This window comes from Streptomyces mayteni, from assembly GCF_054783955.1.
Genome location: NZ_BAAGPR010000072.1, coordinates 25,843 through 40,104, shown reverse-complemented (window position 1 = coordinate 40,104; position 14,262 = coordinate 25,843). Strand labels below are relative to the sequence as shown.

Below are 14,262 nucleotides of genomic sequence, written 5' to 3'. Positions count from 1 at the left end.
CCCTCGCCGCCGCCGACCTCGCCGAGCTCGGCGGCCAGCCCCTGGTCGATGGCGCGCAGCCCGGCGAGGTCGGCGGCGGCGAGGGCGCGCGCCGCGGCCGCGTCGAAGTCGGCGGCCCGTTCGTCGAGGTAGCCGGGGGCCTTGGGCGAGCGGCAGGTGCTGCCGTCTCCCATGACGAGCAGCGCGAGCCGTTCCCCGCCCGCCGCCAGCTCGCGCCCCGCCGCCTCGCAGCGCGCCGGGTCGAGCTCCTCGCCGAGGCCGAGCGCCGCCACGGGGGCGGCCCGCCAGCCGACGCGTTCGAGCAGCCAGGCCGCCACCGTCAGGGACGGCGGCAGCTCGGGCTCGCCCGGCCGCGCCTCGGCCGGCCCGAGGACGGTCTCGACGCCCACCCCGAAGCCGCGCAGCGAGCCGCGGGTACCGGCCGGGAAGTGGTCGAGGCCCCCGCCGGTCGCGGGGCCGGCGACCACAAGCCGCTCGGGCCTGGCGGCCGACAGCACGCCGAGGGCGTCGTAGCAGGCGGCGCGCGCCGGGTCGAGTTCGGGGGCGGCGCCACCGGCGACCTCGGGCACCAGCAGCGGAGGGCAGGGGCAGACGGCGGCGGCGACGAGCATGCCGGGAGCCTAACTCCCAGGTCCCTGCACGGCGCTGTCCCACAGCAGCTCGGCGACCCGGAACCGGCACGGATGGTCCGTGCCGGTGGCCCCGGAGTCGATGACGAGGAAACCGTCCGACTGGCGGATGACCCGCTGGGCGACGACGGCCTTCGGGTGCTCCGGCCGGTGGCCACGCGCGTACTCCCAGAGTGCGGCATGGGCGTCCTCGTACGTCCCGTCGATCGCGGCGACGAACCTCGCTCCTGGCACCTTGGCTCCTGCGGTGCCCACGGTCTCCTCCGTGGACAGTCCCCACCGCGGCATCTTCCCGCCCTTCCCGTCGCGCCTCGTGCGGATGGGTTCAGGACACCGCGCAGCCGCCGGTCGGTTCCGGCAGGGGGGCGGGGACGCCGACGCCCGGCAGGCCGAGCAGCACGCCCGCCGGCTTGGCGTCCGCGGCCGGGGCCGCGGTGCGCCGCTCCCAGGCGTCGCCCGAGCGGGTGCGGCGGACGGCCTTCACCTCGCCCTCGGCGAGCAGGTGGTGCGGGGCGGCGTAGCTGATCTCGACGGTGACCAGGTCGCCCGGCCTGACCGGCTCGGCGGGGCGGGTGAAGTGGACCAGGCGGTTGTCGGGGGCGCGGCCGGAGAGCCGCCGGGTCGCGTCGTCCTTGCGGCCCTCGCCCTCGGCGACCAGCACCTCGACCGTGCGGCCGACCTGCTTCCTGTTCTCCGCCCAGGAGATCTCCTCCTGGAGGGCGACCAGACGCTCGTAGCGCGCCTGGACGACCTCCTTGGGGATCTGCCCCGGCATCTCGGCCGCCGGGGTGCCAGGACGCTTGGAGTACTGGAAGGTGAAGGCCTGCGCGAAGCGTGCCTCGCGCACCACGTGCAGGGTCTCCTCGAAGTCCTCCTCGGTCTCGCCGGGGAAGCCCACGATGATGTCGGTGGTGATGGCCGCGTCCGGGATGGCCGCCCTGACCTTCTCGATGATCCCCAGGTAGCGGTCCTGCCGGTAGGAGCGGCGCATGGCGCGCAGCACCCGGGACGAGCCGGACTGCAGCGGCATGTGCAGCTGCGGCATCACGTTGGGCGTCCCGGCCATGGCCTCGATGACGTCGTCGGTGAAGTCGCGGGGGTGCGGGGAGGTGAAGCGCACCCGCTCAAGGCCCGCGATCCCGCCGCAGGCACGCAGCAGCTTGGAGAACGCCTCGCGGTCGCCGATGTCCGAGCCGTAGGCGTTGACGTTCTGGCCGAGCAGGGTGATCTCGCTGACGCCCTCGGCGACCAGGGTCTCGATCTCGGCCAGGATGTCGCCAGGCCTGCGGTCCTTCTCCTTGCCGCGCAGCGCCGGCACGATGCAGAAGGTGCAGGTGTTGTTGCAGCCCACGGAGATGGCGACCCAGGCGGCGTAGGCGCTCTCGCGGCGGGTGGGCAGCGTGGAGGGGAACGCCTCGAGCGACTCGGCGATCTCGACCTGGGCCTCGCGCTGGATCCTGGCGCGCTCCAGCAGCACCGGGAGGCTGCCTACATTGTGGGTGCCGAAGACGACGTCGACCCAGGGGGCGCGGCGCACGATGGTGTCCCGGTCCTTCTGGGCCAGGCAGCCGCCCACGGCGATCTGCATGCCGGGGCGGGCGCTCTTCTTGGGCGCCAGCTGCCCCAGGTTGCCGTAGAGCCGGTTGTCGGCGTTCTCCCGCACCGCGCAGGTGTTGAAGACGACGATGTCGGCGGCGTCGGCGCCTGGCTCGGCGGCGACGTAGCCGGCGGCCTCCAGCAGCCCGGCCATCCGCTCCGAGTCGTGGACGTTCATCTGACAGCCAAACGTCCTGACTTGGTATGTGCGCGCGACTTCCGGCATGCGAGAACTCAATCCAAATCGATCCGGGACCAGCAAGAGCCAGTCCCCAAGTCTACGTTCCGCTGGTAGCTTGCTCGGGTGGCTCCCAGCGCGCAGGACCGCCGCCTGCTCTCCGTGCGTTCGCTGCGCCGCCGGCCGGTGCCCGTCTTGCTCGGCGTCGCGGTGGCGCTCGTCGTGCTCGCCGCCCTGCTGTGGCGGCCGCTGTTCGGCAGCGCGCCGACCCCAGGCGGCTCGTTGACGATGAGCACCGGGGTCAGCAGCGGGGTCTACTCCCGGTACGGGGAGCTGCTCCGCGGCCAGCTGGCCGGTGACGCGCCTGACCTCGACATCACGCTGGAGCCGAGCGAGGGCTCGGTGCAGAACATCGAGCGGCTGCTGGCCGGGGAGGCCGACTTCGCCATCGCCACCGCGGACGCGATAGCGGCCTACCAGGCGGCGGGGGGCGAGGACGCCGACCGCCTGCGCGCCTGCGCGCGGCTCTACGACGACTACATACAGCTCGTGGTGCCGGCCGACTCCCCGGTGCGCAGCACCGCGGACCTGGCGGGGCTCCGGGTGGGCGTGGGGCAGGACCAGTCCGGGGTGCAGCCGGCGGCCAGGCAGCTGCTCGCGGCCGCCGGGCTCGACCTGGAGCGGGACGTGACCGCGATCCGGCAGGGCATCGACGCGATGCCGCGGATGCTGGAGGCCGGCCGGCTGGACGCCTTCTTCTGGTCGGGCGGGCTGCCCACCACGGCGGTGGAGCGGCTGGCGGCCAACACCGACATCCGTCTGGTGCCGCTCGAGGACCTGCTGCCCGCGCTGACCGGGCTCAGCCCGGAGGCCGCCTTCTACCGCGCGGCCGGGCTGCCCCCGGACGCGTATCCGGACATTCCCGGCTCGCAGGTGGTGGACACCCTGGCGGTGGCCAACCTGCTGGTGACCACGGACTCGGTGGACGACGCGTTGGCCGAGCAGGTGACCAGGTCGGTGATCAACGGCCGGGACCGGATCGGGCAGGAGGTGCACGCCGCGCAGCGCGTGGACCGGCGCACCGCGATCTACACCCAGCCGCTCGAACTGCACCCGGGGGCCAGGGAGTACTACCGCTCCGTCAAGCCCTGAGCCACGCCCCACCGCCCCCCATCTCATCCGCACCCCCACCTCACCCGCACCGACTCTCCCATCGCGACCGAAGCCGAGCGCCACCGTCCACCACGCCATGTCTTGACCCTCACGGCACAGCCTGACCACGACGGCAAGCAGACGACGCAATCGACGCCATCGACGCAGACATCGAGGACAAGGGAGTCAGCCCAGCCATGCACGATGACCGCAATCTCGTCGAACAGCGCCTGCACCGGGTGCTGACCGAGCGGATCAGGCCGGCCGTCCACGGCCCGAGCGCGCCGCTGGCCCTGGAGCGGTGGGACGCGCCGGGCGAGCCGGTGCCGGTGGCCGAGGGGCTCGCCGCCGCCTACCGCCCGGCCGCGGTGGGCGAGCCCTGGGGCCCGGCATGGGGCACCACGTGGTTCCGGGTCACCGGCCGGGTGCCGCGGGAGTGGGCGGGGCGGACCGTGGAGGCCGTGCTCGACCTGGGCTTCGAGCGGCGGATGCCGGGCTTCCAGTGCGAGGGGCTGGTCTACCGGCCGGACGGCGAGGCCGTGAAGGGCCTGCACCCGCAGAACGACTGGGTGCGGATCGGGGACGCGGTGGCCGGCGGCGAGCCCGTCGAGCTGCTGGTGGAGGCGGCGGCCAACCCGATCCTCAACGAGCAGGGACCGAGCCCGCTCGGCGACCGGCTGACCGCCGGCGACGAGCCGCTGTACCGGCTGGCACGGATGGAGCTCGCGGTCTTCGAGCCCGAGGTCTGGGAGCTGGTGCAGGACCTGGAGGTGCTTGGCGGCCTGATGACGCGGCTGGCCGTCGAGGACGGCAGGCGGTGGACGATCCTGCGGGCCGTGGAGCGCGCGCTCGACGCGCTCGACCTGGACGACGTCGTCGGCAGCGCGGCCGACGCCAGGGCCCGGCTGGCCGGGGTGCTGGCCGATCCGGCGCACGCCTCGGCGCACCGGGTCAGCGCGGTGGGGCACGCGCACATCGACTCGGCCTGGCTGTGGCCGCTGCGCGAGACGGTGCGGAAGGTGGCCCGCACGTCCGCGAACGTGGTGCGGCTGATGGACGACCACCCGGAGTTCGTCTTCGCCATGTCGCAGGCGCAGCAGCTGGCCTGGCTCAAGGAGCACAGGACCGAGGTGTACGCGCGGGTCAAGAAGAAGGTGGCGGAGGGCTCGTTCGTGCCGGTCGGCGGCATGTGGGTGGAGTCGGACACCAACATGGTGGGCGGCGAGGCCATGGCGCGGCAGTTCGTGTACGGCAAGCGGTTCTTCCTCGACGAGTTCGGGATCGAGACCGAGGAGGTGTGGCTGCCCGACTCGTTCGGCTACACGGCGGCACTGCCGCAGCTGGTGCGGCTCTCCGGCTCGAAGTGGTTCCTGACCCAGAAGATCTCCTGGAGCCAGACCAACGCGTTCCCGCACCACACCTTCTGGTGGGAGGGGATCGACGGCACCCGGGTCTTCACGCACTTCCCGCCGGTGGACACCTACAACTCCGACCTCGGCGGCGAGCAGTTGGCCCACGCGGCGGCCAACTACCGCGAGAAGGGGCGGGGTTCCCGCTCGCTGGTGCCGTTCGGCTTCGGCGACGGCGGCGGCGGTCCGACCCGCGAGATGCTGGCGCGGGCCCGGCGGCTGCGGGACCTGGAGGGCTCGCCGCGGGTGGCGATCGAGCGGCCGGCCGCGTTCTTCGCCGAGGCGGAGGCCGAGTACCCGGACGCCCCGGTGTGGGTGGGCGAGCTGTACCTGGAGCTGCACCGCGGCACCTACACCTCGCAGGCCAAGACCAAGCAGGGCAACCGGCACAGCGAGTCGCTGCTGCGCGAGGCCGAGCTGTGGGCGGCGACGGCGGCGCTGCGGGCGCCGGGGTACGCGTATCCGCACGAGGCGCTCGACGGGATCTGGAAGACGGTGCTGCTGCACCAGTTCCACGACATCCTGCCCGGCTCGTCGATCGCCTGGGTGCACCGGGAGGCGCGGGCCACCTACGCGCGGCTGCGGGAGGAGCTGCTCGGCCTGATCGGGGAGGCGCAGCGGGCGCTGGCGGGCGAGGGTCCCGGCACGGTGGTGTTCAACGCGGCGCCGCACGAGCGGGGCGGGGTGCCGGCCGGCGGCGCCGGGCCGCGGTCAGGCGCGGCGCCCGGTGCCGAGCCGGTCACCGTGACGCCCCGCGAAGACGGTGGCTGCACGCTGGCCAACGGCCTGCTGCGGGTGGTGGTCGACGGGCGCGGCCTCGTGGTGTCGGCGGTGGAGCTGGCGACCGGGCGGGAAGCGATCGCGCCCGGCGGCGCCGGCAACCTGCTCCAGCTGCACCCCGACCTGCCCAACCTGTGGGACGCCTGGGACATCGACTCCTTCTACCGCCACCGGGTCGTCGACCTGGTGGCGGTGGACGAGCTGACGCTCGAGTCGGCCTCGGCCGAGGCGGCGACGGTGGCGGTGACCCGCTCGTTCGGCGCCGGCTCCCGGGTGACGCAGCGGCTGACGCTGCGGGCCGGCGCCCGGGTGGTGGACGCGGAGGCGGCGATCGACTGGCACGAGCGGGAGAAGATCCTCAAGGCCGCGTTCCCGCTGGACGTGAAGGCGGACCGGTCGGCGGCCGAGACCCAGTTCGGGCACGTGGAGCGGCCCACCCACACCAACACCTCGTGGGACGCGGCCAAGTTCGAGATCTGCGCGCACCGCTGGCTGCGGGTGGCCGAGCCTGGCTGGGGCGCCGCGGTGGTGAACGACTCGACGTACGGGCACGACGTGACCCGCGAGGTGCGGCCGGACGGCGGGCAGACGACCACGGTGCGGCTCTCGCTGCTGCGGGCGCCGCGCTACCCGGACCCGGAGACCGACCAGGGCGAACACCTGCTGCGGTACGCGCTGGCGCCCGGCGCCTCGCTGCTCGACGCGGTCCGCGAGGGCCACCGGATCAACCTGCCGGAGCGCGAGGTTCCCGGCTCGGCCACCGTGGAGCCGCTGGTGTCGGTGGCCGGCGACGGCCTGGTGGTGGCGGCCGTGAAGCTGGCCGACGACCGGAGCGGCGACGTTGTGGTCCGGCTCCACGAGGCGGGCGGCGGCCGGTCGTCCGGGCGGCTGACGACCGGCTTCCCGCTGGCCGCGGTGACCGCGACCGATCTGTTGGAGCGGCCGCTCGACGCGGGTCCGCTGGCCCCGGAGTGCGCGCTCGACGCGGACGGCGGCGTGCCGCTCGCGCTGCGCCCGTTCCAGATCGTCACTCTGCGGTTGAGGCCGGCCGCGGCAGGTTGACCTGGTCGGCCTCGTGCCCGGCCTCGGGGCCGTGCCGGGGCAGGGTGATGGTGACCCGCAGGCCGTGGGGCAGGTGGTGGCCGTAGGCCACGCCGGCCCCGGCGGCGCCGAGGAGGGCGCCGACGATGGAGAGGCCGAGGCCGGAGCCGTTGATGTTCTGGTGCCGGCCGCTGCGCCAGAAGCGGTCGCCGATGCGTTCCATTTCGGCCTCGTCGAGCCCGGGTCCGGTGTCGGTGGTGACGATGGTGACGTGGTCGCCGGCGGCGGTGACGGTCAGGGCGACCTCGCCGCCGCTCGGGGTGAACTTGAGCGCGTTGTCGACTATGGCGTCCAGGGCGCTGGAGAGGCCGACCGGGTCGGCCCAGCCGGTCACGGCGCCCGGGCCGGCGAGCCGCAGGTCGACGCCACGCCGGTCGGCGACCGGCTGCCAGGCCGCCAGCCGCTCGGCGACCAGCGCGGCCACGTCGGTGGTCCGCAGGTCCGCCGGGCTGTGCTCGGCGAGGGCGAGGTCGAGCAGGCCGTCGAGGACGGTGGCGAGCCGCTTGCCCTCGGCGCGCACGGAGGCGATCTCGGCGTTGTCCTCGGGCAGTTCGAGGCCCAGCAGGTCGATGCGGAGCAGCAGGGCGGCGAGCGGGTTGCGCAGCTGGTGGGAGGCGTCGGCGACGAAGGCACGCTGCTGTTCGAGCACCTGCTCGACGTTGTCGGCCATCTCGTTGAACGACTGGGCGAGCCGGCGCAGCTCGGGTGGGCCGCCGGAGGGCGCCACGCGGGCGGTCATCCGCCCGGTGGCGATCTCGTGGGTGGCCCGGTCGAGCACCCGCACCGGGCGCAGCACCCAGCTGGTGAGCTGGACCGCGGCGGCCACCGCGAGCAGGGTGGCGGCGGCCAGGCCGGCCACGATGGGCAGCCAGCCCTGGAGGATCCGGGACCGCAGCGGCCCGGTGGGCGAGTCGGTGACCACCACGGCGATCACGTCGCCGTCGCGGATCACCGGGGAGGCGACCACCAGGTGCCGGTCGCTGTTCCACGGCCACACCTGGCTCGGGCCCTCGCTGCGCCGGCCGGCCAGCGCCTCGACGAACTCCTGCGCCTGGCTGCCGCCCGGCAGCTGCCAGCCGTGCGGCGACGCCGCCAGCGGCTCGCCGGTGCGCTGGTAGACGCCGGCGCTGATCCCGTAGACGTCGTAGTAGGTGTCGAGTTCCAGCTGGAGCGTGTCGAGCTGGTCCTCGTCGCCGTCGCCGGCGGCGAACTGGGCGAGCGAGGCGAAGCGGGCGGTGTCGTCGATCCGGTCGACGACGACGCGCTGCTGCTCGCTGCGGGCCTGGCTGGCGGCGAGCGGGACGCCGAGGGCGAGCAGCACACCGGCCAGCAGGACGATGAGCAGCGGGAGCAGACGTGATCGCATGTGGGGGTCGGGGTTGGGGTCAGGAGGCGGGGAGCGCCAGCCGGTAGCCGACGCCGCGGACGGTTTCGACGAGCCCCGGCAGGCGCAGCTTGGCGCGGAGCGAGGCGACGTGCACCTCGAGGGTGCGGCCGGTGCCCTCCCAGCTGGTCTGCCAGACGTCGCTGATGATCTGCTCCCGCCGGAAGACGACGCCGGGGCGCTGGGCCAGCAGCGCGAGCAGGTCGAACTCCTTGCGGGTGAGCGCTATCCGCCGGCCGTCGACCGAGACCTGGCGGGTGGCGAGCTCCACCGTGACGGGGCCGAGGCTGAGCACCCCGTCGGACGCCGGCTCCGGGCCCGCGGGCTCCTCGTCGGCGCTCCTGCGGCGGCTCACCGCGTGTATCCGGGCGAGCAGTTCGCCGGTGTCGTAGGGCTTGACGACGTAGTCGTCGGCCCCCAGATTGAGGCCGTGGATACGGGAGCGGACGTCGCTTCGCGCGGTCACCATGATCACCGGCACCGAGGCGACGCGGCGGATCCGGCCGCAGACCTCGAAGCCGTCCACGTCGGGCAGCCCGAGGTCGAGCAGCACGACGTTGAAGGTGCGGTTCCGCACCAGCGTGATGGCCTCCTCGCCGCCACGCGCGCGGACCACGTCGAAGCCGTGTCTGCTCAGCACGGCGACCAGGGCGGCGGCGACATGCTCGTCGTCTTCGACCAGCAGGAGTCTCACCCGCGCATCCCTTCCACAGCGGTTGAAGCGTATCCCCGCATCCATGCCGATGGACGCGGGTGGCGTCAAGGGGGTGAAGAGGAGCTGAACGCTTCCGTTACCCGGGCCTCACCGAACGGCGCGACATGATCACTTTCGGCAACGAGACCGCGATCACATCGTGACCCTCAAGTTCCGCTCAGATGTGCTGACGCTCCTCGTTAACGCTGGCTAAGGTCCCGTCAACCGACGAGGACGGAGCAAAGCCACGATGAGCAATGTGCCGCTGACCAAGGATGCCGCTGAGGAGGCTGCGCCCCTGGCGGAAGACCTTGTCGTCCTGGACAGCGTGAACAAGCACTTCGGTGCGCTGCACGTGCTCCAGGACATCAATCTGACGATCAAGCGCGGTGAAGTGGTCGTCGTGATCGGCCCTTCCGGTTCCGGCAAGTCGACCCTGTGCCGGACCATCAACCGCCTGGAGACCATCGACGACGGGTCGATCACGATCGACGGTGACCCGCTGCCCGACGAGGGGCGCGGTCTCGCTCGACTCCGTGCCGACGTGGGCATGGTCTTCCAGTCCTTCAATCTCTTCGCGCACAAGACCGTGCTCGAGAACGTGATGCTCGGTCCGATCAAGGTCAGGCGTCAGAACAAGGACGAGGTCCAGGCTCGGGCGCGAAAGCTGCTCGACCGGGTAGGCGTCGGCTCGCAGGCCGACAAGTACCCGGCGCAGCTCTCGGGCGGCCAGCAGCAGCGGGTGGCAATCGCCCGGGCGCTGGCCATGGAGCCGAAGGTGATGCTCTTCGACGAGCCCACCTCGGCGCTCGACCCGGAGATGATCAACGAGGTCCTCGAGGTCATGCAGCAGCTGGCCAAGGAGGGGATGACGATGGTCGTCGTCACCCACGAGATGGGCTTCGCCCGGTCCGCCGCCGATCGTGTGGTGTTCATGGCGGACGGCCGAATTGTCGAGGAAGCCTCCCCCCACCAGTTCTTCGACAACCCCCGCAGCGACCGGGCCAAGGACTTCCTGTCGAAGATCCTCAAGCACTGACGCTGGATTCACCTTCGCGACCGAGCCCGGTCGCCTACGGACCCGCACCACTTTTTCGACAACAAGGGATTACGCAATGAGACTCCGCAAGGCAAGCGCGCTGGCCGCCTCCGTTCTCGCTCTCTCGCTCGCCGCCACGGCGTGCGGTTCAAGCGACGACGAGGGCGAGGGTGGGAGCGACGGCGGAAGCGGCGACAGCATCACGATCGGCATCAAGTTCGACCAGCCGGGTCTGGGTCTGCAGACCCCGGACGGCGACTACGCCGGCTTCGACGTGGACGTCGCCACGTACATCGCGGGCGAGCTCGGCTACGAGCCCGAGAACATCGAGTTCGTCGAGTCGCCGAGCGCCGAGCGGGAGAACCTGCTCAGCCGCGGGGACGTCGACTTCATCGTTGCCACCTACTCGATCACCCCGGAGCGCGAGGAGCAGGTCAGCTTCGCGGGCCCGTACCTCCTGGCTCACCAGGACCTGCTGGTGCGGTCCGGCGAGACCATCTCCTCGCCGGACGAGATCAACAACCTGACGCTCTGTTCCGTCGCCGGCTCCACCTCCGCGCAGAACGTTCAGAACGACTTCGCGCCGGACGCCGAACTCCTGGAAATGGGTACGTACTCCGAGTGCCTGACCGGCCTGGAGAACGGCACGGTGGACGCCCTGACCACGGACGACTCGATCCTCGCCGGTTACGCCTCGCAGGAGGCCAACCAGGGCAAGTTCGAGCTGGCCGGCCTCGAGCTGAGCAACGAGAACTACGGCGTCGGCATCCCGAAGGACGACACCGAGCTCCAGGGGCAGATCAACGACGCGCTCACCAGCATGGTCGAGTCCGGCGCCTGGGACCAGGCCGTGGAGGACAACTTCGGCCCGGCCAGGTACGAGGCCGAAGAGGCTCCCGCGATCGGGGAGATCGCCTGACCCACCGGGTCCCCCGTGGCGCGCCGCCTCGACCGGCGGCGCGCCACGCCCATTCCGCACCCCCTAGTCGAGACTGAGAGACTCCGTGTTCGACTTCCTAGACCTCGAACAGTACGACCTGTTCGGCGCGTTCTGGACGACGGTGCAGCTCACCGTCTTCTCCGCGATCGGCTCGCTCATCTGGGGCACGATCCTCGCGGGCATGCGGGTCAGCCCGGTTCCGATCATGCGCGCCTTCGGCACGGCCTACGTGCACATCTTCCGCAACACACCGCTGACCCTGATCATCGTCTTCTGCTCGCTGGGCCTGTACCAGACGCTGGGTATGACGATGTTCGCCGAAGGGGACGTCGACACGATCGGCTTCCGGTTGGCCGTCCTCGGCTTCATCGCCTACACCTCGACCTTCGTCTGTGAGGCGCTGCGCTCCGGCATCAACACGGTGCCGGTGGGCCAGGCGGAGGCGGCCCGTGCCCTGGGGCTCTCCTTCACCCAGGTGCTGCGTATCGTGGTGCTGCCGCAGGCGTTCCGCTCGGTGGTGGCCCCGCTGGCCAACGTGCTGATCGCCCTCACCAAGAACACCACGGTGGCGGCCGCCATCAGCGTCGCCGAGGCCGCGGCCCTGATGCGGACCATGATCGAGAACGAGGCCAACCTCATCCCGATCGCCCTGCTGTTCGCCATCGGGTTCATCATCCTGACCCTTCCGACCGGACTCCTCCTCGGCTGGCTGGCCAAGCGCGTGGCGGTGAAGCGATGACCAATCTCTCCGTTCTCTACGACGCCCCCGGCCCCCGGGCCAAGCGGCGGAACGTGCTCTACGCCGTGCTGTTTCTTGCCGTGCTCGGCGCCGTCTTCTGGTGGATCTACCGGACGATGGCCGACAAGAATCAGCTCGACGCGGAGAAGTGGGACGTCTTCGTCACCGACTCCCGCGTCTGGACCACCTTCCTGTGGCCAGGACTCCAGGACACGCTGATCGCGGCGAGCCTGTCGCTGGTCATCGCCCTGCCGCTCGGCGTCGTGTTCGGCATCGGCCGGCTCTCCGACCACTGGTGGATCCGCCGGCCCTGCGACGTCATCGTGGAGTTCTTCCGGGCCGTCCCGGTGCTGCTGATGATGGTGTTCGCCAACGCCGCGTACGCGGAGTGGTCGGACGTCGACCGCGACGTGCGGCCGCTGTACGCGGTGGTGACCGGCCTGGTGCTCTACAACGCCTCGGTGCTCGCCGAGATCGTGCGGGCCGGCGTGCAGACGCTGCCGCGCGGGCAGGGCGAGGCAGCGCGGGCCATCGGCCTGCGCAAGGGGCAGACGATGGTCTTCATCCTGCTGCCCCAGGCGGTGACGGCGATGTTGCCGGCGATCGTCAGCCAGCTGGTCGTCATCGTGAAGGACACCACGCTCGGCGGCGCGATGCTCGGCTACAGCGAACTGCTGACCAACGCGCGTCTGGTGTCCACGAACTACGCGAACACCATCGCCGCCTACACGGTGGCCGCGCTGATCTTCATCGCGCTGAACTTCCTGCTCACCAGCCTGGCCTCCTGGCTGGAGAAGCGGCTTCGGCGCGGCAAGCGCGGCACGGGCGCGGTCGTCAAGCCCGACCCTTCGGGTCTGACGGACCAGCCGGGACTGGCTCTGACGCCCGAGGTCAGCGTGCCTGAGCCGCGGACCGTGGCAGCGTCCGGGGCCTCCTCGGACTCGGCCAGGTCCGACGCGACGAGCTGAGCGGACCGTCGCGGATCGGGACGGACTTGACGCCCGATCAGCCGCTGGGTTGCATACATGCTGTGCTGCCCGTGATCATTGCCGGCGCGGGCCCGACCGGGCTCGCGCTGGCGCTTGCCCTGGCCGGGCAGGGCGTCCCCTCCGTGATACTCGACGGCGGAGAGGGGCCGGCCCCGAAACGCCTCGCCCGTAGTTGTGTGCTCCCGCCGGACCTGGCCAGATGGGCCGCGCTGCCGGGTCTCGACCGAGACTCCGCGGCGTGGGCGGCCTGGCTGACCACCGTCCGCGGGCGCGCCGTCTTCCGCCACGAGTTCCCTGAGCGTGGCGAGCCGCGCCATGTGCCGCAGCACGTCCTGGAGACGGCCCTGCGGGAGGCGGCCGGCCACGAGGAGCTGATCAGGATCGTCGCCGGGCACCGGCTCACGGACCTGGAACAGCACGACCGCGAGATCCTGGCGCACACCGTGCGCCGGGCGCCCGAGGGGCAGCGCGGCCAGGCCAGGACCTTCCGCGGCAGCTACTTCGTCGGCTGCGACGGCGCCCGCTCCACCGCCCGCAAACTGCTGGGCATCGCCTTCCCCGGCCGCACCGGAGTCGAGCGCTACGCGGTGGCCGCGCTCCGCGCCGAACTGCCCTGGCCCGGCGAGGCCGGGCTGCACCGGGGCCTGCCGCACGCCGAGGTCATCGCCAGGCCGCTGGCCGGCGACCGGTGGCGGCTCGACTGGCCGCTGCCGCCGGACGACGGCCTGGTCACCCCGGACGCCATGCTGGAGCGGGTGCACGCCGCGCTCACCACCTGGCACGACGGCGAACTCCCGCCCTACGAGCTGCTGGACACGGGCGTGCACATCTGCCACCAGCGGCTGGCCCGCCGCTGGCGCTCCGGCCGCGCCTTCCTCGCCGGGGACGCGGCCCACCTGCTCGGGGCGCTCGGCACCCAGCAGGTGGCCGAGGGGCTGCGGGACGTGGACAACCTGGCCTGGAAGCTGGCCATCGCCTGCCGGGAGGGCGACGCCGAGGCCCTGCTCGACAGCTACGAGGCCGAACGCAGGACCGCCGTCGCCGACCGGCTGCGGGCCGTCGACCAGGCGCTGCCGCTGGTGCGCGGCGGCGGCCTCACGGCCCGCCTCGCCGGGCGCGGCCGGGGTCGGCTCACGCTGCTCGCCGACGGCCACCTGGGCCGCGGCACCCTGGGGGCGCCGGCCGGCTACCCGGCCTCCCCGCTGGCACGCCCCGCGCCACGGGCCACCCCGGCCGAGCCGGCCGGCACGCTCGTGGCCGACGTGCGGGTGACCACCCTGGACGGAGCCCAGGGCTTCCTGCGACAGCGGCTCGGCGGCCCGCTGCTGCTGGTGCTGACCGCGCCGGGATCCCGGGTCTGGGACGCCAGGCACTGGCTGACGGCCGGGCTGATGCCCCGACTCGCCGTGGCGGTCGGCACGCTGCCGCTGCCGGCTGAGCTGATGGTCACCGAGGAGTACCCGGGCGCCGGCGCCCACACCCTCCTCGTCGTCCGCCCCGACGGGCACCTGGCCGCCTCGCTGCCGGGCTCCGACCTGGCGGGCCTGGCCGAGTGCGTGCGCGGTCTGCGCGGCGCCACCGGGGCCTGAACGACACCGTTGACCGAAGGCCCCTGCCCCGCCCCGGGCCGGC

Annotated in this window: 12 protein-coding genes; 7 read left to right on the top strand and 5 right to left on the bottom strand. The window is 72.6% G+C overall.

Going from position 1 to position 14,262, the window contains the following annotated elements:
* From ACYVPE_RS26820 to miaB, 3 genes are all read right to left on the bottom strand, one after another.
* Nucleotides 1–611: class III extradiol ring-cleavage dioxygenase family protein (locus ACYVPE_RS26820; protein ID WP_461036291.1), on the bottom strand; the 611-nt coding region annotated here is incomplete at its 3' end.
* Between the two features lie 9 nt (nucleotides 612–620).
* Nucleotides 621–884, bottom strand: coding sequence for a hypothetical protein (locus ACYVPE_RS26815; RefSeq protein WP_461036290.1), 264 nt, complete (start codon nucleotides 882–884; stop codon nucleotides 621–623).
* 70 nt (nucleotides 885–954) lie between these two features.
* On the bottom strand, nucleotides 955–2,451 hold the full coding sequence (gene miaB / locus ACYVPE_RS26810; RefSeq protein WP_461036289.1) for a tRNA (N6-isopentenyl adenosine(37)-C2)-methylthiotransferase MiaB: 1,497 nt from the start codon (nucleotides 2,449–2,451) through the stop codon (nucleotides 955–957).
* 78 nt (nucleotides 2,452–2,529) lie between these two features.
* Here miaB and ACYVPE_RS26805 point away from each other — a divergent pair, with 78 nt between their 5' ends.
* Both ACYVPE_RS26805 and ACYVPE_RS26800 read left to right on the top strand, forming a co-directional pair.
* Nucleotides 2,530–3,555, top strand: coding sequence for a TAXI family TRAP transporter solute-binding subunit (locus tag ACYVPE_RS26805; RefSeq protein ID WP_461036288.1), 1,026 nt, complete (start codon nucleotides 2,530–2,532; stop codon nucleotides 3,553–3,555).
* 197 nt (nucleotides 3,556–3,752) lie between these two features.
* Nucleotides 3,753–6,806: an alpha-mannosidase gene (locus ACYVPE_RS26800; protein ID WP_461036287.1), complete on the top strand. Its 3,054-nt coding sequence runs from the start codon at nucleotides 3,753–3,755 to the stop codon at nucleotides 6,804–6,806.
* Here ACYVPE_RS26800 and ACYVPE_RS26795 read toward each other — a convergent pair.
* Both ACYVPE_RS26795 and ACYVPE_RS26790 read right to left on the bottom strand, forming a co-directional pair.
* Complete coding sequence (locus ACYVPE_RS26795) at nucleotides 6,772–8,211, bottom strand: sensor histidine kinase (RefSeq protein ID WP_461036286.1); 1,440 nt, start codon at nucleotides 8,209–8,211, stop codon at nucleotides 6,772–6,774. The genes ACYVPE_RS26800 and ACYVPE_RS26795 overlap by 35 nt on opposite strands.
* A gap of 19 nt (nucleotides 8,212–8,230) precedes the next feature.
* A complete protein-coding gene (locus ACYVPE_RS26790; RefSeq protein ID WP_461036285.1) occupies nucleotides 8,231–8,923 on the bottom strand; it encodes a response regulator transcription factor in 693 nt (230 codons plus the stop codon).
* Between the two features lie 250 nt (nucleotides 8,924–9,173).
* Between ACYVPE_RS26790 and ACYVPE_RS26785 the strand changes: the two genes are divergently transcribed.
* From ACYVPE_RS26785 to ACYVPE_RS26765, 5 genes are all read left to right on the top strand, one after another.
* A complete protein-coding gene (locus tag ACYVPE_RS26785) occupies nucleotides 9,174–9,962 on the top strand; it encodes an amino acid ABC transporter ATP-binding protein (protein WP_461036284.1) in 789 nt (262 codons plus the stop codon).
* 76 nt (nucleotides 9,963–10,038) lie between these two features.
* The gene (locus ACYVPE_RS26780; RefSeq protein ID WP_461036283.1) at nucleotides 10,039–10,881 is read left to right on the top strand and encodes a glutamate ABC transporter substrate-binding protein; all 843 of its coding nucleotides are present in this window, start codon (nucleotides 10,039–10,041) and stop codon (nucleotides 10,879–10,881) included.
* Between the two features lie 85 nt (nucleotides 10,882–10,966).
* On the top strand, nucleotides 10,967–11,641 hold the full coding sequence (locus tag ACYVPE_RS26775) for an amino acid ABC transporter permease (protein ID WP_461036282.1): 675 nt from the start codon (nucleotides 10,967–10,969) through the stop codon (nucleotides 11,639–11,641).
* Nucleotides 11,638–12,609 carry an amino acid ABC transporter permease gene (locus ACYVPE_RS26770; RefSeq protein WP_461036281.1) on the top strand — a complete coding sequence of 324 codons (972 nt, stop codon included), beginning with the start codon at nucleotides 11,638–11,640 and terminating at the stop codon, nucleotides 12,607–12,609. The genes ACYVPE_RS26775 and ACYVPE_RS26770 overlap by 4 nt, the downstream gene beginning before the upstream one ends.
* Before the next feature lie 71 nt (nucleotides 12,610–12,680).
* Nucleotides 12,681–14,219 (top strand): FAD-dependent monooxygenase, encoded by a 1,539-nt coding sequence (locus ACYVPE_RS26765; RefSeq protein ID WP_461036280.1) that lies wholly within the window; start codon nucleotides 12,681–12,683, stop codon nucleotides 14,217–14,219.
* The last annotated feature ends 43 nt before the right edge of the window (nucleotides 14,220–14,262 follow it).